The sequence below is a fragment of the Microbacterium sp. WHRI 7836 genome (assembly GCF_040223885.2).
GTDB lineage: Bacteria > Actinomycetota > Actinomycetes > Actinomycetales > Microbacteriaceae > Microbacterium > Microbacterium oxydans.
This window is the reverse complement of sequence record NZ_CP168171.1, coordinates 1,627,320-1,649,738: the sequence shown is the minus strand read 5'-3', so window position 1 is coordinate 1,649,738 and position 22,419 is coordinate 1,627,320. Positions and strand designations below refer to the sequence as shown.

The window sequence follows — 22,419 nt, the reverse complement described above, 5'->3', positions numbered from 1 at the left end:
CGACTATGCCACGTCCTCAGCCGCCTGAGAATCGGAGCGCGCGCTCGGGCAGCACCCGCTTCGGTCGGGAGGCGACTCCGACGTCAGGCGAGCTCGATGAGGTCCTGGTACTCCTGGCTCCAGATGTCCTCGACGCCGTCGGGCAGGATCAGCACACGCTCGGGGTTGAGCGACTGCACCGCCCCCGGATCGTGGGACACGAGCACGACCGCACCTTCGTAGTGTGCGAGCGCACCGAGGATCTCTTCACGAGAGGCCGGATCGAGGTTGTTGGTCGGCTCATCGAGCAGCAGCAGGTTCGCCGACGACACGACGAGCGTCGCGAGCGACAGACGCGTCTTCTCCCCACCCGACAGGACTCCTGCAGGCTTGAGCACATCGTCGCCTGTGAACAGGAACGACCCGAGCACCTTGCGCGCCTCGGTCTCGGTGATGTGCGGAGCGGCCGAGACCATGTTCTCGAGCACCGAGCGGTTCACGTCGAGGTTCTCGTGCTCCTGGGCGTAGTAGCCGACCTTGAGGCCGTGTCCCGGCTCGAGCTGCCCGGTGTCGGGCTGATCGACGCCGGCGAGCATCCTCAGCAACGTGGTCTTGCCCGCACCGTTGAGCCCGAGGACGACGACCTTGGAGCCGCGATCGATCGCCAGGTCGACATCGGTGAAGATCTCGAGCGACCCGTACGACTTCGAGAGGCCGGACGCCATCATCGGGGTCTTGCCGCAGGGTGCCGGCTTCGGGAAGCGCAGCTTCGCGACCCGGTCTTCCTGACGCACCTCATCGAGCCCCGCCAGCAGCTTCTCCGCACGCGCGATCATCTGATGCGCCGCAGCGGCCTTCGAGGCCTTCGCACCGAAGCGGGCCGCCTGCAGCTGCAGGGTCGTGGCCTTCTTCTCGGCGTTCGCGCGCTCCTTCTTGCGGCGCTCCTCATCGGCCACCCGCTGACGCAGGTAGTTCTTCCAGTTCATGTTGTACGTGTCGATGACCTGACGGTTCGCGTCGAGGTAGAACACGCGGTTGACCGTCTCGCCGACGAGCTCGACATCGTGGCTGATCACGATCAGCCCGCCCTTGTAGCCCTTGAGGAACTCGCGCAGCCACACCACGCTGTCGGCATCGAGGTGGTTGGTCGGCTCGTCGAGGATCATCGTCTGCGCGTCGGAGAAGAGGATGCGCGCGAGCTCGATGCGGCGACGCTGTCCACCGGAGAGGGTCGACAGCGGCTGGTCGAGGATGCGGTCGGGGAGCGAGAGGTTGTTGGCGATCGACGCCGCCTCCGCCTCCGCCGCATAGCCGCCCTGGGCCTCGAATTGCTCGGTGAGGCGGGCGTAGCGCTTCATGGCCTTGTCGGCCACTGCGGGGTCGTCCGACCCCATCGCGAGGGCCGCCTCCGTCATCCCGAGGTTGAGCTGACCGAGCCCACGGGCGTCGAGGATGCGCGTGCGCGCGAGGTCTTCGGGGTTGCCCGAACGCGGGTCCTGCGGAAGGTAGCCCAGTTCGCCGGAGCGGGTCACGCTTCCGCCGGACGGCAGCACATCGCCGGCGAGCACCTTGGTGAGCGTGGTCTTCCCGGCCCCGTTGCGGCCGACGAGTCCGATCTTGTCTCCGTCGGCGACGCGGAACGAGACGTTCTCCATCAGCAGGCGCGCGCCAACGCGGATCTCGAGGTCGTGCACGGCAAGCACAGCGGACGTCCGTTCTTTCGGGGAGGGTGTTCGGCCGATCGGCCAGCCTCCCAGTATAAGCCGCGTCGCCGAGAGTCGCGGTCAGCAAGATCAACCTGGAGAGTGAGCACGCCGATACTCCGGTGGGATGCCGCCCCTCCCACTCCCCGAATACCGTGCCGGAGTGGACATCCTCAACGACCTGATCATGCAGGCGATCGCCTCACCCTGGCTGTACCTGGTGCTGTTCGCCGTCACCATCGTCGACGGCTTCTTCCCCCCGGTGCCCAGCGAGACCGTGCTCGTGGCCGCAGCCGCCGTGGCCGCCTCGACAGGAGAGGGGAATCTCCTTCTTCTCGGGGCAGTGGCTGCCATCGGGGCGGCGATCGGTGACAACGTCGCGTTCCTGATCGGACGAGGGCTGGGCACCACCCGCTTCGCGTGGATGCGCCGACCGCGCGTCGCCGCAGCGTTCGCGCATGCCCAACGCGCACTCGACCGCCGCAGCGCCACGCTGATCCTCGGTGCCAGATACATCCCCGTCGGAAGGGTGGCGGTCAACATGTCGGCCGGGGCTCTCGATTTCCCGTGGCGCCGGTTCCTCCCGTTGAGCCTGATCGCCGGAATCAGTTGGAGCGTGTTCAGCCTCGTCATCGGTCTGCTCGCGGGCGCCTGGATCAAGGACCAGCCTCTGCTCAGCGCGGGGCTCGGCATCGTCGTCGCGCTGCTCATCGGTCTGGTGATCGATCGGATCGCCGCCGCTCGCCGCCGCCGTGCCGCGGCGCCGCAACTGGCAGGATGAGAGCCATGGCACGCCGCCGCGAGCGTTCACCTCGCCGAACACGCATCAGCCGTCGCACCGCCGCCTTCGTGGCACTGTGCACGGCAGTGGTGGCGCTGTTCACGGTGCTCGTCTCGCTGCAGAGCGTCCTGTACGGCACACCCGTCCCGTTGTCGTTCATCCTCGGAGCGGCTCTGTGCGTCTCCCCGCTGCTGGCGATCTCTCATCCTTGCTGGGCCGTCGGCCTCTTCACGGCCGGGGCGCTCGCTCTCCCACTCACCGTCGTTCCCGAGCTCGCGATCGCGTCCCCATGGCCCTGGTCGGTCCCTGCGCTGCTGACATTCATCCTGTTCGTCGGAGTCGTCACATTCCTCCACGGTGCACGGCTCGGCGCGTTCGCTCTCATCCTCGGGGCCATCGCCTCGCTCCTCTCGCCGATGCTCCGCCCCGACATGGTGGCCGTGCCGGAATCGTCCGCCAGCGCCACGGCCGACCTCATCGTGACGACCTCCCTCGCCTCGGCCATGTTCCTGATCGCTTCGCTGATCGCCGGACGCGTCAGGGTGGCGGCCGAGCTTTCACGGGAGAGGGAGCACAGCGCGCTCGAGGAGGCCAGACGCGCACTCGTGGAAGAGCGCACGAGGATCGCTCGCGAGCTGCACGACGTCGTGGCACACAGCATGTCGGTGATCCAGGTGCAGGCCTCCACCGCGAAGTACCGCATCCCCGACCTGGATGACGTGGCCGTCGCGGAGTTCGAGGACATCGCCGCGACCGCACGGAGTTCGCTCGCCGAGATGCGGCGCATGCTCGGCGTGCTGCGCACCGAGGATCAGAGTGCCGAGCTCGCTCCGCAGCAGGGCATCGACGATATCCCCTCCCTGGTCGACAGCATCCGCCGCGCCGGCGTCGAGGTCGGACTCGTCCTGGAGGGTGGGGACGCCGCTACGGCGGCGACGCCCGCCGTCCAGATCGCCGCCTTCCGCATCGTCCAAGAGGCTCTGAGCAACGCCGTCCGTCACGCCCCTGGGGCACAGATCGCCGTGCGCGTGCGCGCCGAGTCCCAATCGATCCGGATCGTGGTGCACAACACCGCCCCGCCCCGCCTTCCGGACGGTCACGTGGGCGGATACGGTCTGCGCGGCATGCGGGAACGCGCGGAACTCCTCGGTGGGAGCCTCTCCGCCGGCCCCTCGAGCGACGGGGGCTGGGAGGTCGAGGCCGTCCTCCCGGTCAGTCCGAATGATCCCTCACCGGCCGACCTCCCTTCATCTGCCACTCCTCTCGGTGCCACCCCTCGCGACACCGCCCTTCGCGACACCGCCCCTCACAACACCGCCCCTCACAACAAGGAACGCTCGTGACGATCAACGTGCTCATCGCCGATGACCAGGCCATGGTCCGTGCCGGCTTCGGGGCGCTCCTCGACGCCCACGACGGCATCAGGGTGGCCGGCCAAGCGGCCGACGGTGCGGAGGCGGTCACGCTCGCGGCGCGCCTCGACCCCGACGTGATCCTCATGGACGTGCGGATGCCGGAACTGGACGGCATCGAAGCCACTCGTCGCATCCTCGGGCCTTCGTACCCCGCGGCGCATGTCCCCCGGATCATCATGCTCACGACGTTCGACATCGATGACTACGTGTACGACGCGCTCGAGGCCGGTGCGAGTGGTTTCCTGCTGAAGGATGCGCTGCCGGAGGAGCTCGTGCACGCCGTGCGCGTCGTCGCCGGCGGTGATGCTCTCCTCGCTCCCAGCGTGACACGACGCATGATCGAACAGTTCGCCGGACGCCGACCCCGGACTCCACGCGCAGCGACGGCGCTCGCCGACCTCACCGACCGCGAACGGGAAGTCCTCGTGCTCATCGGTCGAGGCCGCTCCAACACCGAGATCGCCGCCGAGCTGTTCATCGCCGAGCAGACCGTCAAGACACATGTGGGCAAGGTGCTCGCCAAGCTGAACCTCCGTGACCGCGTGCACGCCGTGATCCTGGCGTACGACACCGGGCTCGTCGAGCCTTCGTCCTGACGACGCATCGCCGCGGCTCATCCCGTCGTAGGGGGTACGACGGGACCCGAGGGTGATGTCTCCGCCCGCACCACGTCCATAGTCTCCTGGAACATCGCTTCCGAGGAGGACTCATGGCCATCGTCCAGACACCGCCCGTCGCCGCCGGGCTGCGCACATCCCGCGATACGGGCATCGACTTCCTGCGGGCTCTCTGCGTGCTCGGGGTCGTGTTGCTGCACGCGATCATGGTGGGCGTCACGGTCGGCGATTCCGGTCCGATCTTCGAGAACGCCAGCGACGGCACCGCGTGGATCGCTCCGCTGAGCTGGCTCCTGCAGGTGATGCCGCTGTTCTTCGTGATCGGTGGATTCTCCGGATTCCTCGCGCATCAGCGCATGCGGCAGCGCGGCGGCACGGCGGTCGGATTCGTCGCCGGCCGCGTTCACCGACTGTTGCGCCCCGCGATCCTGACGATCGCGGTCGTCGGGCTCGCGCTCGCTCTGCTCACGATCTTCGGCGTTCCCGCCGACCTCATCGCGACGGCCGGGTTCCGTTATGGCCAGCCGCTCTGGTTCCTCGGGGTCTTCCTCCTCTGCCAGGCGCTTCTCCCCCTCTTCGCCGCCGCTCACCGCCGTGCGCCGCTGTGGACGATCGGCGCCCTTGCCGCTGCTGCGATCGCGATCGACGTCCTCCGCGGAGTCTCCGGCGTCGAGGGCCTGGGCTTCCTGAATCTCGCCTTCGTGTGGATGGCCCTCCAACAGCTCGGCTTCTTCCTCGCCGATGGACGCATCGAGCGCCTCAGCCGACGGATCCGCATCGTTGCGGGCCTCGCGGCCGTCCTCGCGCTCATCATGACCTTCGCCGTCGGCGTCTACTCCGCCGACCTCATCGCGAACATCAATCCGCCGACGGCTGCCCTCCTCCTCGTGGGGGTCGCGCACACGAGCCTGCTCTCCCTGCACCGCGAGCGTCTCGAGCGATTCAGCCGACAGCCGCACGTGGCCGCGTTCACCGCCTTCGTGACGGTGCGGACCATGACGATCTACCTCTGGCACATGCCCGTGCTGCTGCTCATGGCGGGCTCGACGGCCGCGTTCGCACTCTTGACCGGCGCCGCGCTTCCGGCCCTGGACAGCGCGGCGTGGTGGTCGGGACGGCCGCTGTGGCTCGCGACCGCGCTCGCTCTCACGGCCGTCGTCGCCATCGCGTTCACGCGGTTCGAATCGCAGGCCGCACCCGCCGCCGCGTCTTCGCCCGGTCGCATCGTCGCCAGCGCTCTCAGCGCCCTGGTCGGGATCGTCCTGCTGCTGGTCCTCGGCACGTCCGTCGCAACCGCCCTGATCGCACTCGCGCTGATCGCTGGTTCTCTGCGGCTGGCTTCGCTCCCGACGCCACGGACCGCAAGGCAGCGACCGTCGACGGTCCCCGTCGCGCCGGCCCTCGTGTGAGTCAGCCGATGCCTCTGGCCGCCAGGGCGTCTCCGACATCATCCGCATGCTTCAGAGCGAGCACGAGCAACGGCACCACCGTGCGGATACCCAGCCGTGCACCACGAGCCTGCTCCGCCTCCCGCACGCGCACGGCGAACCCCGCGATCACCGGGACGGTCGTGAGGGTCAGGGAGATCGTCAGGGCCACCGCCTCGGGATCGACTCCGAGCCGACGCAACGGTCGCAGCAGCTGCTGCAGGACATCGAGCAGCGCCGACATCCTCGTGGTCAGAGTGAGCAGACCGGCGAGGAGCAGCACCGCGACCACACGTCCTGTGCTGATCCATGCCGCCTCGGGCGACACGAAGATCAGGAGCGCAGCTGCGAGCACGAGCACGATCCAGCGCAGGCGCCACGCCTCGGCGGCGAGCACGCGGAACGGGAGTCCACTCACGCGGTAGAGCCCCACCACCACGAAGAGCACGACCGCGATGCTCACCGGATCGTGCGGATACAGCGACAGGACGAGGGCTCCGATCGCCAGCATCCCCAGCTTGAGCGCGGCCGGCGCCCGATGCACGATCCCCGTCCCCGGGTGATACAGCGCGATCACGCGCACGCCTCCCGATACGCAGCGATCACACGCGAGGGCACGCCGGAGGTCACGATGCGTCCCTCGTCGAAGAGCAACGCGCTGTCGCAGCGAGAGGCCAGTTCGAGGTCGTGTGTGACGATGACGATCTGAGCCTGGACCCCGAGCAGCAGATCGGCGATGCGACGGGAATTGCGCAGATCGAGCAGGGTCGTCGGCTCGTCGGCGACGATCACATATGGATCGGCGATCAGCACCGAAGCCAGGGCGAGCAGCTGCTTCTGCCCGCCGGACAGGGCGGCCGCCGGAACGTCCGCGTGCTCCGCCAGACCGTGCGTCTCGAGCGTCTCCCTCACGAGTTCGGACACCTCGGACTTCGGACGCCCTCGGAGCGAGAGCGCGAGGTCTTCGGCCGGAGTCGGCATCAGGATCTGCGCATCGGGGTTGGTGAAGACGAAACCGACGAGCTTGCGCACGGCGGCGCGGTCTCGGACGGTGTCGAGTCCGTGTACCGAGACGGTTCCGTCTCGCGGCGCGACGAGGCCGTTGAGGAGGCGCGCGAAGGTCGACTTGCCTGAGCCGTTGGCTCCGATCACCGCCGTCGTCCGTGCGGTCAACCCGACGCTGACGTCGTGCAGCACCATGCGCCCGTCGATCTCGACCGACACCCGGTCGAGGGTGATCGGAGCGGGTCCGATCGATGAGGAACTCTCCACCGCTGCTTCCTCCGCGTCGCACCTGAACACTGTTCACCTGAACGTCGTTCACTATAATCGGAGCATGAGCCCAGAGCCCAATCCGGCCCGACACGACCGCGACAGCGTGGCACGGAGCGCACTCGCCCTGCTCGATGAGGTAGGACTCGCCGACCTCTCCATGCGACGTATCGCCGCGGGCCTCGACCTGCAGCCGAGCGCCCTCTACTGGCACTTCGCGAACAAGCAGGAGCTGCTCGCCGAGCTCGCCGACCGGATCACCGCGTCGATACCGCACGGTGGAACGGACATCATCGTCACAGCGCGCGGCATCCGCGATGCCCTCTTCGCCTATCGTGACGGAGCCGAGCTGGTCCTCAGCACCTACGCACTCCAGCTCGGTTCCTCCACTGCGCAGAAGGCTCTGGTCGACACCCTGCGTGCACAGGGAGCCTCGGATGCCGAGGATCGAGGAATCGCCATCCTCCACTTCGTGCTGGGCCACGCCACGCTCGTGCAGCAGCGCATGCACGCCGACAGCCACGGCGCGCTCCCGGCCGCGGAGGATGCGGATGTCACCGCCGGACTCGACCGCGTCTTCGACCTCGGGGTCGCCGCCCTCGCGGGAGCGCTCAGGTCGCCGGAGACTCGGCCGCGTGCCCGAGCCTGAGACCGGGCACCACAGCCAGCGCCACGAGGGCGATGCAGAACCCGAAGACGGCGCTGAACGCCCCGGCCCCGCCGCCGAGCGTCGCCACACCGAGACCCGCCAGCGCGATCGCGACAGCCGATCCTGAGGCGTCCGAGATCGACAACGCGGACGAGTTGAACCCCTGATTGGTCTCGTTCGAGTACGCGAGCGTCAACACGGTCAGGCGCGGGTAGAGCAGGCCCATCCCGCCGCCGGCGAAGGCCCAGCCGACGACCACCAGAGCGGGCGAGACATCGAAGACCGCAGCGAAGAGCACGCACAGCATCGCGATCAGCAGCGAGCCCAGGCTGATCGCCGTGATGCGGCGGTTGCCCAGACGCTCTCCGAACCGCCCCTGCAGGGCTGAGGCGCCTGCCCACGCCAGTGCCGCCAGCATCAGGGCGATGCCCGCCCAGGTCGCACTGAAGTCGAACTTCCTCATGAGCAGATACGGGATGTAGGCCTCCGTGGCGAAGAACGCACCGGCGACGATGCCGCGCATCAGCACGACGCTGGGCAACCCGGGTCCGGCTCGAAGCGTACCCCGTGGCAACAGCGGCAGCACCGCGAACCCGATCGCCAGCACGGCTCCGATCGCGACGGGCCACCCGATCGACGGCTCCATCTCGGCCGAGAAGCCGATGACGACCGCGAGTACCGCCACCACCACTGCGAGCAGCAGCCGGACGACGAGCGCCCTCCGATCCTGCGGCTCCCCCTGCCCCAGGTCGACCCCACGGAGCCGCACCGCGATCATGAGGAAAGCCGAAGCGGTGAGCACGGCCACGCCGAGGAAGGCCCAGCGCCAGTCGAGATACTCGGCGACGGCTCCCGCGAGGAACGGACCGACCATCGACGGAACGACCCAAGCCGCGGCGAAGGCGGCGAAGATGCGCCCGTGCAGGTGAGGCGGGTACAGCCGCGCCACCACGACATAGAGCGCGACCGTCTGTCCACCCGTCCCCAGCCCCTGCACCAGTCGCCCGATCAGGAACTGATGCATGGTGACGGCGAAGCCCGAGATCAGCAGGCCGACGATGAAGAGCGACACGGCGACGTACAGCGCGCCGCGGGGACCCCGGGCGTCCGACCATGCTCCGGTCGCGACCATGCCGATCACGCTCGTGGCCAGCGTCCCCGCGAAGGCGACGGCGTAGAGCGCCTCTCCGTCCAGGGCCATGCTCACGATGGGCATGACGGTCGTGACGGCGAGAGCCTCGATCGCCGCGAGGAAGATCAGTGCGACCGCGCCGAGGGTCACCCAGATGCGGTGACGATCCCAGATCGTCGCGGCCTCGGACGGGGCGGTCATCGGCCGACGAGCGACGCGATGCGCTCGATGGCCTCGGTGATGATCTCCGGACTGGTGCCGAAGTTCAACCGCACGTGGCCTGCGCCCTCCGCGCCGAAGGCGGGCCCGAAGTGCAGGGCGACCTTCGCGTCCTTCAGGATCCGTCTGGCCGGGTTGTCGCCCCACTCCAACGCGGTGAGGTCGATCCACGCCAGGTAGCCGGCATCGGGAATGCGGTACCGCGCTCCGGGGAGGTGCGCGGCGAGCAGATCCCCGAGCAGCAGGCGGTTCTCGTCCAGAGTGCGCAGCAGCCCGTCGAGCCACTCGTCGCTCTCCTCCGAGAACGCAGCGACGGCGGCGAGCAGACCGAACTGCCCGGTGCGCCATTCGACCTCGACCGGGAGTCCGCGCACCACGGCGCTCGTCTCGTCGTCGGCCGTGACCATGAGGGCGCATTTGAGCCCGGCGAGGTTGAAGGCCTTGCTCGCGCTCACGAGCGCGTACCCCACCCGCTGCGCGACATCACTCACCGCGAGGAAAGGTGTGAACCCCGAACCCGGCTGGGCGAGCGGCGCGTGGATCTCGTCCGACACCACGGCGACACCGAACTCGTCGGCGAGCTCCGCGAGAGCAGTGAGGCTGTCGCGTCCGTGCACCGTACCGGTGGGGTTGTGGGGGTTGCAGAGCAGGATGGCCGTCGCTCCGTCTTCGAAGGCGGCGCGGATCCCGTCCAGATCCAGCTCCCACCGGGTCCCGGTGTCGCGGAAGGGAACCCGCTCCACCTCCGCACCGGCTTCGGCGACCAGGTCGTAGAAGGGCGGATAGACCGGCGGCGTCACGACCACGCGCTCCCCCGGCTGCGTGACACGGCGCAGGATCTCGACGATCCCCATGCTCACATCCGCCGTGCTGCGGATTCGCGCGGGGTCGGGCTCCCACCCGTAACGGCGGGATGCGAAGTCCGAGAAGGCCTGCGCAAGAGGGGTCCTCGACGCCATATAGCCGGTGTCGCCGATCTCGACCGCACGCTGCAGGGCCGCCGTGATGGCAGGCGCGAGAGGGAAGTCGGTCTCGGCGACGAACAGGGGAAGCACGTCGGCCGGATACTCCCGCCACTTCTCGCTCGTCCGCTCGCGAAGCTCGGCCAAGGGCAGGGCTTTCACCTGAAGCATTCGTTCTCCCGAGTCTCGCCCCGCACCGGTGCGGAGTCAGCGAAGCGGGCGCGTAGTCGCGCCCGCTTCGTCCTGCTTGACGTTCTGTGCGGTCAGATCGCGAATCCGAGAGCGCGCATCATGTCGCGCCCGTCGTCCGTGATCCGCTCCGGACCCCACGGGGGCATCCAGACCCAGTTGATCCGGAAGCGATCGACGACGCTGTCCAGAGCCTGAGCGGTCTGATCCTCGAGGACGTCGGTGAGCGGGCAGCCGGCGCTGGTCAGCGTCATGTGGATGACGAGAGCGTCGTTCTCGTCATCCCAGGCGAGGTCGTAGATGAGGCCGAGGTCGACGACGTTGATCCCGAGCTCGGGGTCCATGACGTCTTTGAGAGCCTCGGTGACCGCGTCGTACTTCTCGTCCGTGAGGGTCGCTGTCATGCGATCAGCCTACGCCTCGATGGGGGCTGCGGGGTCGAGGAAACGGTCGTATCCCTCGTTCTCCAGCCGGTCTGCGAGCTCGGGGCCGCCCTCTTCGACGATCTTTCCCGCGACCACCACGTGGACGAAGTCGGGGCGGATGTAGCGGAGGATGCGGGTGTAGTGCGTGATCAGCAGCACGCCGAGTCCGGTGGACTCCTTCGCGCGGTTGACGCCCTCGGAGACGATCTTGAGCGCGTCGACGTCGAGGCCGGAGTCGGTCTCGTCGAGCACGGCGAACTTCGGCTTCAGCACCTCGAGCTGGAGGATCTCGTGGCGCTTCTTCTCGCCACCGGAGAAACCCTCGTTGACGTTGCGCTGCGCGAACTTCGGGTCCATGCGCAGGTTCGACATGGCCTCCTTGACGTCCTTGGTCCAGCCGCGGATCGCCGGCGCTTCGCCGTCGAGGGCGGTCTTGGCCGTGCGGAGGAAGTTCGTCACCGTCACGCCGGGGATCTCCACCGGGTACTGCATCGCGAGGAACAGGCCGGCACGGGCCCGCTCGTCGACGCTCATCTCCAGCACGTCCTGACCGTCGAACGTGATCGAACCGGACGTCACCGTGTACTTCGGGTGACCGGCGATCGTGTACGCCAGCGTGGACTTGCCGGAGCCGTTGGGGCCCATGATCGCGTGGGTCTCCCCCGTGTTCATGGTGAGGTTGATTCCGTTGAGGATCGGGGTGGCCCCCGCCTCGGTCTCGACCGTCACATGCAGGTCGCGGATCTCGAGAACAGACATTCTTCAGACTTCCTTAATCACAGTCGGATCGATGAGCACGTCGTCGCCGTCGATCTGGACGACGTAAACCGGGACCGGCTCATACGCGGGGAGATTCTGGGGCTTGCCGGTGAGGAGGGAGAACGCGGAGCCGTGTGCCCAGCACTCCACCGTGTCGCCCTCAACGAAGCCCTCGGACAGCGAGATGTCGCCGTGCGTGCAGGTGTCGCCGATGGCGTGGATCACTCCTTCGCCGTCCTTGATCACCGTGATGGGCACGCCGCTCGGGTCCACGCGCAGCGGTGTGTCCTGTTCGAGGTCGGAGACTCCGCAGACGCGTTCGGCGGTCATGCGCTCACCTCGGCGAGCTCCGCCTCGATGGCCGCCAGCAACTCGGTCTCGAGGGTGGGGATGCCGAGGCGCTGCACGATATCGGTGAGGAATCCGAGCACGACCAGACGACGGGCCTCCTCCTCGGTGATGCCGCGGGCCTGAAGGTAGAAGAGCTGCTCGTCGTCGAAACGACCGGTCGCACTCGCGTGCCCGGCTCCCAGGATGTCGCCGGTCTCGATCTCGAGGTTCGGGATCGAGTCGGCACGAGCACCCTCGGTCAGCACCAGGTTGCGGTTCGCCTCGTAGGAGTCGGTGCCTGTTGCGTCGGCACCGATCAGCACGTCGCCGATCCAGACGCTGTGTGCGTCCTCGCCCTGCAGCGCGCCCTTGTAGAGCACGTCGCCCTTGGTGTGCGCACCCTTGTGGTGCAGGTAGACCTGGCTCTCGAGGTGCTGACCGCCGTCGGCATAGGACAGCCCGTAGAGGTATCCCTCGGATCCGGCGCCCGTGAGCTCGACGCTCGGGTTCACGCGCACGACACCGCCGCCGAAGCTGATGACGAAGTGCTTCAGCGTGGCATCGGCACCGACGGTGGCCTGGTGAGCCGCGGCGTGCACCGCGTCATCGTCCCAGCGCTGCAGGCTGATGACGGTCAGGCTCGCGCCGTCGCGCACGATGATCTCGACGTTCTGCGCGTACTGCGCGGAACCGGAGTGGTCGAGCACGACGGTGCCGCGCGAGTGCGGCTTCGCCTCGATGAGGATCTGACCGAACGCACGCTTATCGGCGCCCGTGCCCGTGATCGGGACCACGACCGGCTCGTCGAGCTCTGCCTCAGCCGGGAGCTGGATGTGCAGTCCACGCGGGCCATGCTTCCAGGCGAGGGCGCTGGAGAGATCTTCAGGACGGAAGAACTCCCCGTAGGGCCCTTCCTCATCCGAGGAGGGCTCCAGGAACGCCTCGACAGCGTCGAGACCGTAGGTCACGGCGTTCTCCTCGCCCGGCTCATCGGAGAAGAGTCCGGCGAGCTTCGCCACCGGCGTGTGCTTCCAGTTGACCTCGCGTCCGGTCGGTGCTCCGAAGTCGGACGGTTCGAACGAGTGCGGCCGCTCGGAGCGGGTCTGCACCGGGACGAAGCCCGCCGCCGCGACCTGAGCCGCAGGGTCGATGTGCGCGTTCGTGTGCTGCGCCTCACTGGGCGCTGTCGTCGAGGCCGCCATTTAGCCGACCGATCCTTCCATGCCCATCTCGATGAGCTTGTTCAGTTCCATGGCGTACTCCATCGGCAGTTCTCGGGCGATCGGCTCGATGAAACCGCGCACGATCATCGCCATGGCCTCGTCCTCGGGCATACCGCGGGACTGCAGGTAGAAGAGCTGCTCCTCGCTGACCTTGGAGACCGTGGCCTCGTGGCCCAGCTGCACGTCATCGACGCGGATGTCGATGGCCGGGTAGGTGTCGGAGCGCGACTTCGTGTCCACGAGCAGGGCATCGCAGCGCACGGTGTTCGCGGAGTGGTGCGCAGCGGCATCGACACGGACCTCGCCGCGGTAACCGGCACGGCCGCCTCCGCGTGCGATCGACTTCGAGACGATCGACGACTGCGTGTACGGCGCCATGTGGATCATCTTCGCGCCAGCGTCCTGGTGCTGACCGGGTCCGGCGAAGGCGACGGACAGGGTCTCGCCCTTCGCGTGCTCGCCCATCAGGTAGATCGACGGGTACTTCATCGTCACCTTGGAGCCGATGTTGCCGTCGACCCACTCCATGGTCGCGCCTTCGTAAGCCACGGCACGCTTGGTGACGAGGTTGTACACGTTGTTCGACCAGTTCTGGATCGTCGTGTAGCGCACACGGGCGTTCTTCTTCACGATGATCTCGACGACGGCCGAGTGCAGGGAGTCCGACTTGTAGATCGGGGCCGTGCAGCCCTCGATGTAGTGGACGTAGCTGTCCTCGTCGGCGATGATCAGGGTCCGCTCGAACTGGCCCATGTTCTCGGTGTTGATGCGGAAGTAGGCCTGCAGCGGGATCTCGACGTGCACGCCCTTGGGGACGTAGACGAACGATCCGCCCGACCAGACAGCGGTGTTCAGCGCGGCGAACTTGTTGTCACCGGCGGGGATGACCGTGCCGAAGTACTCCTCGAAGAACTCGGGGTGCTCGCGCAGAGCGGTGTCGGTGTCCATGAAGATGACGCCCTGGGCCTCGAGGTCCTCGCGGATCTGGTGGTACACGACCTCGGACTCGTACTGCGCGGCGACTCCGGCGACCAGGCGCTGACGCTCGGCCTCGGGGATCCCGAGACGCTCGTAGGTCTCGCGGATCTCGGCGGGGAGGTCTTCCCACGTCTGCGCCTGCTTCTCGGTGGAGCGGACGAAGTACTTGATGTTGTCGAAGTCGATCTCGCTGAGGTCTGCACCCCACGTCGGCATCGGCTTGCGCCCGAAGAGCTGGTATCCCTTGAGCCGGGTCTTCAGCATCCATTCGGGTTCGTTCTTGAGGCTCGAGATCCCCCGGACGACATCTTCGGAGATGCCGCGTTTCGCGATGGCACCCGCAGCATCCTCATCGTGCCAGCCGAATTCGTACACCCCCAGACCGTCAAGCTCCGGGCGGTCGATCAGCACATCCGACATCCAACACTCTCCTCACAGGTCCCAAACGGTGTCATCCGCCCCGACACACCTGATCCCCGTCGAGTCTGCGGGAGCGGGTGCCGTTGGTGGGCCCTCATCACCGGCGCTTCCATCGCGCCTAAACTGTTGACGATGCTTCAGCGCTGTCAGCGCCCATCGCAACAATCCGATTCTACAGGTTCCGCCTGGCGGACGGGCCATGCCCGCCACGTCTCGCGCGGTCCGGAGGACTTATGCCCGAGACGTTGATCCCCACCACCTCGACGACGCGAGGGGTCGCTCCTCGTTCCGCGTCCTGGGGGCGTGCGTTGACGGTCTTCGCGTGGTTGTCGTTCCTCAGCGAGACCATCATCATCGGCACCGGCGGAGCCGTCCGCCTCACCGGTTCGGGCCTCGGATGCTCGGACTGGCCGCTGTGCACCCCGGACTCCCTCGTTCCCATCCTCGAGGTGCAGGGCATCCACGGGATCATCGAGTTCGGCAACCGCCTGATGACCGGTGTCGTCGGGATCATCGCCCTCGTCGTCGTGCTGCTGGTGCTGCACCTGTTCACCGGAAAGCGCGGCCTCGTCAACGCGCTCTGGTTCGCCTTGGGCGGGATCGTCGCGGCTGCCGCCGCGTTCGCCATCGCCGCTCCTCTGCACTTCCCCGCCTCGCCGATCGCCCTGGGGGTGCTGCTGGTCGCCGTGATCGCTGCGGCAGTCCGCTCCGTGCGCTCGACTCCCACCAGGCGCGACCTCGTCCTGCTCGCCTGGCTCGTGCTGATCGGCGTCGTCGCGCAGGCCCTCGTCGGCGGCATCACCGTCCTGACCGGGCTGAACCCGTTCATCGTCGGTTTCCACTACACGTCGTCGCTGCTGCTCGTCTGCATCACCGCGGCGTTCCTGGTGCGGCTCCGGACGCCCGCCGGCCCGCGAGAGCGCGCAGTGCCCGCCTGGTTCGCAGCCGTGACCCACGTGACGGGCCTCGCACTCGCCGTCACGATCGTGTTCGGCGTCCTCACGACGGGGTCGGGACCGCATTCCGGTGACGCCGACGTCCTGCGCCACGGCTTCGACGCGACGGTGCTTGCGCACGTGCACTCCTGGCCCGGCTACATCCTCGCCGCGCTGGTCGTCTTCCTGACGGTGACCGCCTGGGTACAGCGTCTGGAGCCCCGCCGCTGGCTCCTCGTCCTCGTGCTCGCGATCCTCGTCCAGGTCGGTGTGGGCGTGTGGCAGGCACGAGAGGGCCTCCCCCCGCTCCTCGTCGGGATCCACATGGTGCTGGCCTCGCTCTCGGCAGCCACCTACACGGTCGTCGTGCTGCATCTGAAGCGCATGGCCGCCGTCGAGGACTGATCTCCGCACAGTCGACTCATAGCTCCCGCATCGCGGGCTCATCAGCGCATCCGCAAGGGTGGGTGTCATGAACAAGTCACTCACTCGAAGCATCGGATTCTGGCTGCTCCTGGTCGTCTCCCTCGCCACGACGGCCGTCGGCGCCTGGCTGATCTCCGGTCAGATCGCCACGATGACGACCACGCTGCTGGATGGCACCGCCACCGGCGTCGAGGTCTACGTCGGACAGTCGCTCGTCGTCGTGGGTGCCGGAGTGCTCGCCGCAGGGATCGTCGGCATCCTGCTCACGCTCGGACTCGTCGCCGCCCGCGCACTCGTCGCGTCCCCCGCTCCTGCAGTCGTCGAGGCGATCGACTGGACCGCCGCCCCCGACGAGACGCACGCTCCTGTCACGGACACCGCTTCGCCCGTCACGGACACTGCGGCGGACGCCGACGCGGGATCCGACGCCGCTGCGGCGCCGGCGGCCGCGCTCGATGACGCGCCGGCGAAGGACGCGAACTCAGACGACTCCCCGTCGATCACCCGCTGAGCGCCTGTGCGCAGGTGATCCCTGAGCACAGAACGACGGAGCGGCGCCGAGGACATCCTCGGCGCCGCTCCGTCGTTCTGGGAGACCAGCCTCCCTGCGTCAGGTCAGAAAGGAAGCAGCGGGTCGACCGCGACCGCGACGAAGATCAGCGTCAGGTATGTGATGGACGCGTGGAACACGCGCATCGGACGCGGCTCGGTCCCGTGGACGGCGCGGTTGTAGAGACGGTGCGATTCGTAGATGAACCATCCACCGAACACGGCGGCTGACACCGTGTACACGAGTCCCATGCCGGCGATCGGCACCAGGAGGAGCGAGCAGGCGACGGTGGCCCACGCGTAGAGGATCACCTGGAGGCCGACCTGGGAGGCGTTGCGCGTGACACCCAGCATGGGGACGTCGACGTCTTCGTAGTCGTCCTTGTACTTCATCGACAGCGGCCAGTAGTGCGGCGGCGTCCACAGGAAGACCAGGAGGAACAGGATGAAGGCGGGCCAGTCGAGCGAGCCGGTGACCGCCGACCACCCGATCAGCACGGGGAAGCAGCCGGCGATACCGCCCCAGATGATGTTCTGCTCGGTACGGCGCTTGAGGATCATCGTGTAGATCACGACGTAGAAGAAGATGGCCGTCGCCGACAGCGCAGCGGTGAGCCAGTTGGTCGTCAGCAGGAGCCAGCCCGTGGAGGCGACCGCCAGCGTCCAGGAGAAGATCAGCGCGCCACGCGGGCTGACCTCGCCCGTGACGAGCGGACGGTTCTCGGTGCGATGCATGTGCGCGTCGATGTCGCGATCGAGGTACATGTTGAAGGACGCCGCCGAACCGGCGCTCATCGAGCCGCCGATGACGGTGGCCAGCACGAGCCACAGGTTCGGCATTCCTCCCTGCGCAAGGAACATCACCGGCACGGTGGACACGAGCAGGAGCTCGAGGACACGCGGCTTGGTGAGGGTGATATAGGCCTTCACCGTGCGACCGACGGACGACTTCCTCACGGTCTGATCAGACATCGTCGAGATCTCGATCGCCTCCTCCGCACGTGTGACCGGACAACCTCTCCAGTGTATGACACGGGATGACGTGTTCCGGCTCCCGGTCCCGCGTAGTGCGACTCACGTCACCGCTATGCTGAAACCACTCGCGCGCCCGGCGATGTGCACCTCACCGTGAAGTCGCGGACCTGCCAGGGAATACGGGCGCCCTCGAAACTGTCGGAAAGGGCATGAACGTGTCGGAATTGCAGTGGGATGAGATCGATCGACGCGCGGTGGACACCGCACGGATCCTGGCGGCCGATGCCGTCGAGAAGGTCGGCAACGGTCACCCCGGCACCGCGATGAGCCTCGCTCCCGCCGCGTATCTCCTGTACCAGCGCGTTCTGCGCCACGACCCGACCGATGTCGACTGGCTGGGGCGCGACCGCTTCATCCTGTCGGCCGGCCACTCGTCGCTCACCCAGTACGTCGAGCTCTACCTCGGCGGCTTCGGGCTCGAGCTCGACGACCTCAAGGCCCTCCGTACGTGGGGTTCCCTCACGCCGGGCCACCCGGAGTACGGCCACACCAAGGGCGTCGAGATCACGACCGGTCCTCTCGGGCAGGGCCTGGCCTCCGCCGTGGGCTTCGCCTACGCCGCACGCTACGAGCGCGGCCTGTTCGATCCCGAGGCCGCTGCGGGCACGAGCCCGTTCGACCACTTCGTGTACGTGATCGCCGGCGACGGCGACCTGCAGGAGGGCGTGACCAGCGAGGCCTCGTCGCTCGCGGGCCACCAGCAGCTCGGCAACCTGATCGCGATCTACGACTCCAACCAGATCTCCATCGAGGACGACACGAACGTCGCCTTCACCGAGGACGTCGCCGCTCGCTACGAGGCCTACGGCTGGCAGGTGCAGGTCGTCGACTGGAAGAAGTCCGGCGAGTACGTCGAGGACGTCGCCGAGCTGTACGCGGCGATCGAGGCTGCGAAGGGTGAGACGTCGAAGCCGTCGCTGATCATCCTCAAGACGATCATCGGCTGGCCGTCGCCCGGCAAGCAGAACTCCGGGAAGATCCACGGTTCCGCGCTCGGTGCGGATGAGCTCGCCGCGACCAAGAAGGTCCTGGGCTTCGACCCCGAGGAGCACTTCGCGGTCGCCGACGACGTGATCGAGCGCACTCGCGGGCTCGCCGCCCGTGCGGCCGAGGTGCGTGCGTCCTGGCAGGAGTCGTTCGACGCGTGGGCCGCCGCCAACCCGGAGAAGAAGGCCCTTCTCGACCGCCTCGAAGCACGCGAACTGCCCACCGACATCGCTGCCGCGCTCCCCGTGTTCGAGGCCGGCAAGGAGGTCTCGACCCGCGCCGCGTCCGGTCAGGTCATCAACGCCCTCGCTGCGGAGCTTCCGGAGCTGTGGGGCGGTTCCGCCGACCTCGCCGAGTCGAACCTCACCACGATCAAGGGCGCCCCGTCGTTCATCCCCGCTGAGTGGTCGACGCATGAGTGGTCAGGAAACCCCTACGGTCGCGTGCTGCACTTCGGCATCCGTGAGCACGCTATGGGCGCGATCATCAACGGCATCGTCCTGCACGGCCCGACCCGGGCGTTCGGTGGTACGTTCCTGATCTTCAGCGACTACATGCGTCCGCCCGTCCGTCTGGCCGCCCTCATGAACGTGCCCAGCATCTTCGTCTGGACCCACGACTCCGTCGCCCTCGGCGAGGATGGCCCGACGCATCAGCCGATCGAGCAGCTCGCCACGCTTCGTGCGATCCCGAACTTCACGGTCGTGCGCCCGGCTGACGCGAACGAGACCGCTGCGACCTGGTTGGAGATCCTCCGTCGTCACGAAGGCCCCGCCGGCATCGCACTGACGCGTCAGAACATCCCGGTGTTCGAGCGCGGCGATGGTGCTGCCGAAGGCGACACCTTCGCCTCCGCCGACAACGCCGCAAAGGGCGCCTACGTTCTCGCCGAGGCGCCGAACGGCACGCCGGACGTCATCATCGTCGCCACCGGGTCCGAGGTGCAGCTGGCGGTCAACGCCCGTGAGGCTCTCGCCGCCGAGGGCGTGAACGTGCGCGTGGTCTCCGCTCCGTCGCTGGAGTGGTTCGACGAGCAGGACGCCGAGTACCGCGAGAGCGTGCTCCCGGCAGCAGTCACCGCCCGCGTGTCGGTCGAAGCGGGCTCCGTGCTCAGCTGGCGCGGCATCGTGGGCGACCGCGGCCGCTCGGTCGGCATCGACCACTTCGGCGCCTCCGCCGACTACAAGACCCTCTTCGAGAAGTTCGGCATCACCACCGAGGCCGTCATCGCGGCCGCCCGCGAGACCATCGCGGCCAACAGCACCAAGGAGAACGCATGAGCACCCCTACCGCGCAGCTCGCCGCCGCAGGCGTCAGCATCTGGCTCGACGACCTCTCCCGCACCCGCATCTCCTCCGGCAACCTGCAGAACCTCATCGACACGAAGAATGTCGTCGGCGTCACCACGAACCCGACGATCTTCGCCAACGCGATCACCGACAAGAACGACACGTCGTACGACGCGCAGGTCACTGAGCTCGCCGGCTCCGGTGCCACCGCGGAGGAAGCGGTCTTCGCTGCCACCACGCAGGACGTCGCCGCAGCCCTCGACGTGTTCCGCCCCGTGTGGGAGGCCTCCGACCACGTCGACGGCCGCGTCTCGATCGAGGTCTCCCCCGACCTCGCGCATGACACCGCGGGTACCGTCGCGCAGGCCAAGGAGCTGTGGGCCAAGATCGACCGCCCCAACCTGCTCGTCAAGATCCCCGCGACCAAGGCGGGGCTTCCGGCCATCGCCGAGGCCATCGGCGCCGGCATCAGCGTCAACGTGACGCTGATCTTCAGCCTGGAGCGCTACGCCGAGGTCATCGACGCATACCTGACAGGGCTCGAGACCGCGAAGGCGGCGGGCATCGACCTGTCGACCATCCACTCGGTCGCCTCGTTCTTCGTGTCGCGCGTCGACACCGAGACCGACAAGCGCCTCACCGCGATCGGCACTCCCGAGGCGGAAGCACTCAAGAGCAAGGCAGGCCTCGCCAACGCCCGCCTCGCGTACGAGCTGTTCGAGAAGACGTTCGCCGGAGATCGCGCCACGGCGCTGCTCGGCGCGGGGGCGAATCTGCAGCGCCCGCTGTGGGCGTCGACCGGCGTCAAGGACCCGGCTCTTCCCGACACCCTCTACGTCACCGAGCTCGTCGCCCAGGGCGTCGTCAACACCATGCCGGAGAAGACGCTCGACGCCACCTTCGACCACGGCGTCGTCACCGGTGACACCATCACCGGCGGCTACGACGACGCCCGCGCCGTGTTCGCGGGGATCGCCGAGCTCGGCATCGACTTCACCGACATCACACAGGTGCTCGAGGACGAGGGGGTCGCGAAGTTCATCGACTCCTGGCACGATCTGCTCGCGCAGGTCACCGAGGCTCTGGAGTCGCAGCGATGACCTTCTCGATCCACACGTCCGGCGCCGCGCGCGCCGCGATCGACGAGACGGTTCCCGCCCTCGTCCACGACCTCGTCGCCTCCCGCATCACCAGTGGCGACGCGACGCTCTGGGGTCCTGCGGCGGAGGCGGAAGCGTCTGTGCGACTCGGATGGGTGGAGGCCGTCTCCGTCTCGCGTCCCCTCGTCGCCGAGATCGTCGCGCTCCGCGCCGACCTCAACGCCAAGGGCGTCACCCGGGTCGTGCTGGCCGGCATGGGAGGCTCCTCGCTCGCGCCCGAGGTCATCGCGCAGACGGCCGGCGTGCCGCTGACGATCCTCGACTCGACCGCTCCCGGCCAGGTGCTCGCCGCCCTCGATGAAGGGCTCGCCGACACGGTGCTGGTCGTGTCGTCGAAGTCGGGCTCCACCGTCGAGACCGACTCCCAGCGCCGCACGTTCGAAGCCGCGTTCCGCGATCTCGGGATCGACCCCGTCGAGCGCATCGTGGTCGTCACCGATCCCGGCTCACCGCTCGACGCCTCCGCCCGCGAGGCCGGATACCGCGTCTTCAACGCGGACCCGAACGTCGGCGGCCGCTACTCGGCGCTCACCGCCTTCGGGCTGGTGCCGTCGGGACTCGCCGGCGTCGACATCGACGAGCTTCTGAACGAGGCCGAGGCTTCGCTGCTCGAGGTCGCCGTCGACTCGGCCGAGAACCCCGCTCTGCGACTGGGGGCGGCGATCGCGGCCACGAACCCGCGACGCGACAAGCTCGGTCTGATCACCGATGGCACGCACATCAAGGGCCTGCCGGACTGGATCGAGCAGCTCATCGCCGAGTCCACCGGCAAGGAGGGCACGGGGATCCTCCCGGTCGTGCTGCTCCCCGTCTCCCCCGAGCTCGATCCGGTCCCGGCCGACCTCCAGATCGTGCGACTGGTAGACGACGCCAACGAGTTCCACCTCCACGAGCGTCATGAGGGCGAGATCCTCGTCAGCGGGACGCTGGGCGCCCAGCTCATCGTGTGGGAGTACGCCACCGCGATCGCCGGACACCTGCTGCACATCAACCCGTTCGATCAGCCCGACGTCGAGTCGGCGAAGGTCGCCGCCCGCGGACTGCTCGACGCTCGCCCCGAGCCCACGGCACCGGCGTTCGTCGAGAACGGTGTGGAGGTCCGGGTGTCCGACCCCGCCCTCGCCGCCTCCGGCACGGTCGAAGGCGTGCTCGACGCCCTCTGGGCCCAGCTCCCCGCCGACGGCTACGTATCCATCCAGGCTTACGTCAACCGTCTCGAGGTTCCGCAGCTCCAGGGCCTGCGTGAGCTCGTCGCAGCAGACTCCGGGCGGCCGACCACGTTCGGGTGGGGACCCCGGTTCCTGCACTCGACCGGCCAGTACCACAAGGGCGGCCCCGCGCAGGGAGTGTTCCTGCAGATCCTGGAGCGCACCGAGGTCGACCTCGAGATCCCCGACCGGCCCTTCACCTTCGGGCAGCTCATCCAGGCGCAGGCCGCCGGTGATGCCGCCGTGCTCGCCGAGCACGGGCGTCCCGTCGTCACCCTGACGATCACCGAGTCCTCGGACGACGTGCTCGCCCTCTTCGAAGCCGCACAGAAGTAACAGCAGGAGAATCC

21 protein-coding genes are annotated in these 22,419 nt (G+C 68.0%); 10 read left to right on the top strand and 11 right to left on the bottom strand.

Features of this window, described 5'->3' with window-relative positions; translation table 11 throughout:
• Positions 1-83: 83 nt before the first annotated feature.
• Positions 84-1,682, bottom strand: a complete 1,599-nt coding sequence (abc-f, locus tag ABRP18_RS07865) for a ribosomal protection-like ABC-F family protein (protein WP_017202270.1) — start codon at positions 1,680-1,682, stop codon at positions 84-86.
• 163 nt (positions 1,683-1,845) lie between these two features.
• On the opposite strand from abc-f, the gene ABRP18_RS07860 reads away from it, so the two are divergent.
• From ABRP18_RS07860 to ABRP18_RS07845, 4 genes are all read left to right on the top strand, one after another.
• Positions 1,846-2,463 carry a DedA family protein gene (locus tag ABRP18_RS07860; RefSeq protein ID WP_113681596.1) on the top strand — a complete coding sequence of 206 codons (618 nt, stop codon included), beginning with the start codon at positions 1,846-1,848 and terminating at the stop codon, positions 2,461-2,463.
• Positions 2,464-2,468: 5 nt separating this feature from the next.
• On the top strand, positions 2,469-3,806 hold the full coding sequence (locus tag ABRP18_RS07855) for a sensor histidine kinase (protein WP_349884452.1): 1,338 nt from the start codon (positions 2,469-2,471) through the stop codon (positions 3,804-3,806).
• Complete coding sequence (locus tag ABRP18_RS07850) at positions 3,803-4,474, top strand: response regulator transcription factor (RefSeq protein WP_046749141.1); 672 nt, start codon at positions 3,803-3,805, stop codon at positions 4,472-4,474. Before ABRP18_RS07855 ends, ABRP18_RS07850 begins: the two co-directional genes overlap by 4 nt.
• A gap of 113 nt (positions 4,475-4,587) precedes the next feature.
• Positions 4,588-5,904, top strand: a complete 1,317-nt coding sequence (locus tag ABRP18_RS07845; RefSeq protein WP_193761885.1) for an acyltransferase — start codon at positions 4,588-4,590, stop codon at positions 5,902-5,904.
• Position 5,905: 1 nt separating this feature from the next.
• Here ABRP18_RS07845 and ABRP18_RS07840 read toward each other — a convergent pair whose 3' ends face one another.
• Entirely contained in the window at positions 5,906-6,499 is a 594-nt protein-coding gene (locus tag ABRP18_RS07840; protein ID WP_113681602.1) for an energy-coupling factor transporter transmembrane component T, read from the bottom strand.
• Positions 6,496-7,194, bottom strand: a complete 699-nt coding sequence (locus tag ABRP18_RS07835) for an ABC transporter ATP-binding protein (protein WP_349884451.1) — start codon at positions 7,192-7,194, stop codon at positions 6,496-6,498. Before ABRP18_RS07835 ends, ABRP18_RS07840 begins: the two co-directional genes overlap by 4 nt.
• A 64-nt stretch (positions 7,195-7,258) precedes the next feature.
• On the opposite strand from ABRP18_RS07835, the gene ABRP18_RS07830 reads away from it, so the two are divergent.
• Complete coding sequence (locus ABRP18_RS07830) at positions 7,259-7,843, top strand: TetR family transcriptional regulator (RefSeq protein ID WP_046749404.1); 585 nt, start codon at positions 7,259-7,261, stop codon at positions 7,841-7,843.
• Here ABRP18_RS07830 and ABRP18_RS07825 read toward each other — a convergent pair.
• From ABRP18_RS07825 to sufB, 7 genes are all read right to left on the bottom strand, one after another.
• A complete protein-coding gene (locus ABRP18_RS07825; RefSeq protein WP_349884450.1) occupies positions 7,806-9,176 on the bottom strand; it encodes an MFS transporter in 1,371 nt (456 codons plus the stop codon). The two genes, ABRP18_RS07830 and ABRP18_RS07825, sit on opposite strands and share 38 nt — an antisense overlap.
• Positions 9,173-10,327: an aminotransferase class I/II-fold pyridoxal phosphate-dependent enzyme gene (locus ABRP18_RS07820; protein ID WP_349884449.1), complete on the bottom strand. Its 1,155-nt coding sequence runs from the start codon at positions 10,325-10,327 to the stop codon at positions 9,173-9,175. Before ABRP18_RS07820 ends, ABRP18_RS07825 begins: the two co-directional genes overlap by 4 nt.
• Positions 10,328-10,419: 92 nt before the next feature.
• Complete coding sequence (locus tag ABRP18_RS07815) at positions 10,420-10,749, bottom strand: metal-sulfur cluster assembly factor (RefSeq protein ID WP_021200756.1); 330 nt, start codon at positions 10,747-10,749, stop codon at positions 10,420-10,422.
• 9 nt (positions 10,750-10,758) lie between these two features.
• On the bottom strand, positions 10,759-11,529 hold the full coding sequence (sufC, locus tag ABRP18_RS07810; protein WP_349884448.1) for a Fe-S cluster assembly ATPase SufC: 771 nt from the start codon (positions 11,527-11,529) through the stop codon (positions 10,759-10,761).
• Positions 11,530-11,532: 3 nt separating this feature from the next.
• Complete coding sequence (locus tag ABRP18_RS07805) at positions 11,533-11,859, bottom strand: non-heme iron oxygenase ferredoxin subunit (protein WP_046749146.1); 327 nt, start codon at positions 11,857-11,859, stop codon at positions 11,533-11,535.
• Positions 11,856-13,061 (bottom strand): Fe-S cluster assembly protein SufD, encoded by a 1,206-nt coding sequence (gene sufD, locus ABRP18_RS07800; RefSeq protein ID WP_113681600.1) that lies wholly within the window; start codon positions 13,059-13,061, stop codon positions 11,856-11,858. The genes ABRP18_RS07805 and sufD overlap by 4 nt, the downstream gene beginning before the upstream one ends.
• The gene (sufB, locus tag ABRP18_RS07795; RefSeq protein WP_021200759.1) at positions 13,062-14,480 is read right to left on the bottom strand and encodes a Fe-S cluster assembly protein SufB; all 1,419 of its coding nucleotides are present in this window, start codon (positions 14,478-14,480) and stop codon (positions 13,062-13,064) included.
• Positions 14,481-14,713: 233 nt separating this feature from the next.
• Between sufB and ABRP18_RS07790 the strand changes: the two genes are divergently transcribed.
• Both ABRP18_RS07790 and ABRP18_RS07785 read left to right on the top strand, forming a co-directional pair.
• Positions 14,714-15,820, top strand: a complete 1,107-nt coding sequence (locus ABRP18_RS07790) for a COX15/CtaA family protein (protein WP_349884447.1) — start codon at positions 14,714-14,716, stop codon at positions 15,818-15,820.
• A gap of 67 nt (positions 15,821-15,887) precedes the next feature.
• The gene (locus ABRP18_RS07785) at positions 15,888-16,352 is read left to right on the top strand and encodes a hypothetical protein (protein ID WP_046749148.1); all 465 of its coding nucleotides are present in this window, start codon (positions 15,888-15,890) and stop codon (positions 16,350-16,352) included.
• Positions 16,353-16,456: 104 nt separating this feature from the next.
• Here ABRP18_RS07785 and ABRP18_RS07780 read toward each other — a convergent pair whose 3' ends face one another.
• Entirely contained in the window at positions 16,457-17,362 is a 906-nt protein-coding gene (locus ABRP18_RS07780) for a heme o synthase (RefSeq protein ID WP_046749149.1), read from the bottom strand.
• Between the two features lie 218 nt (positions 17,363-17,580).
• Here ABRP18_RS07780 and tkt point away from each other — a divergent pair, with 218 nt between their 5' ends.
• The 3 genes from tkt to ABRP18_RS07765 are packed head-to-tail and all read left to right on the top strand — an operon-like array spanning position 17,581 to position 22,405.
• Positions 17,581-19,692: a transketolase gene (tkt, locus tag ABRP18_RS07775; RefSeq protein ID WP_193762020.1), complete on the top strand. Its 2,112-nt coding sequence runs from the start codon at positions 17,581-17,583 to the stop codon at positions 19,690-19,692.
• Positions 19,689-20,801, top strand: a complete 1,113-nt coding sequence (gene tal / locus ABRP18_RS07770; protein WP_113681601.1) for a transaldolase — start codon at positions 19,689-19,691, stop codon at positions 20,799-20,801. Before tkt ends, tal begins: the two co-directional genes overlap by 4 nt.
• On the top strand, positions 20,798-22,405 hold the full coding sequence (locus tag ABRP18_RS07765) for a glucose-6-phosphate isomerase (RefSeq protein ID WP_046749151.1): 1,608 nt from the start codon (positions 20,798-20,800) through the stop codon (positions 22,403-22,405). The genes tal and ABRP18_RS07765 overlap by 4 nt, the downstream gene beginning before the upstream one ends.
• Positions 22,406-22,419 lie beyond the last annotated feature (14 nt).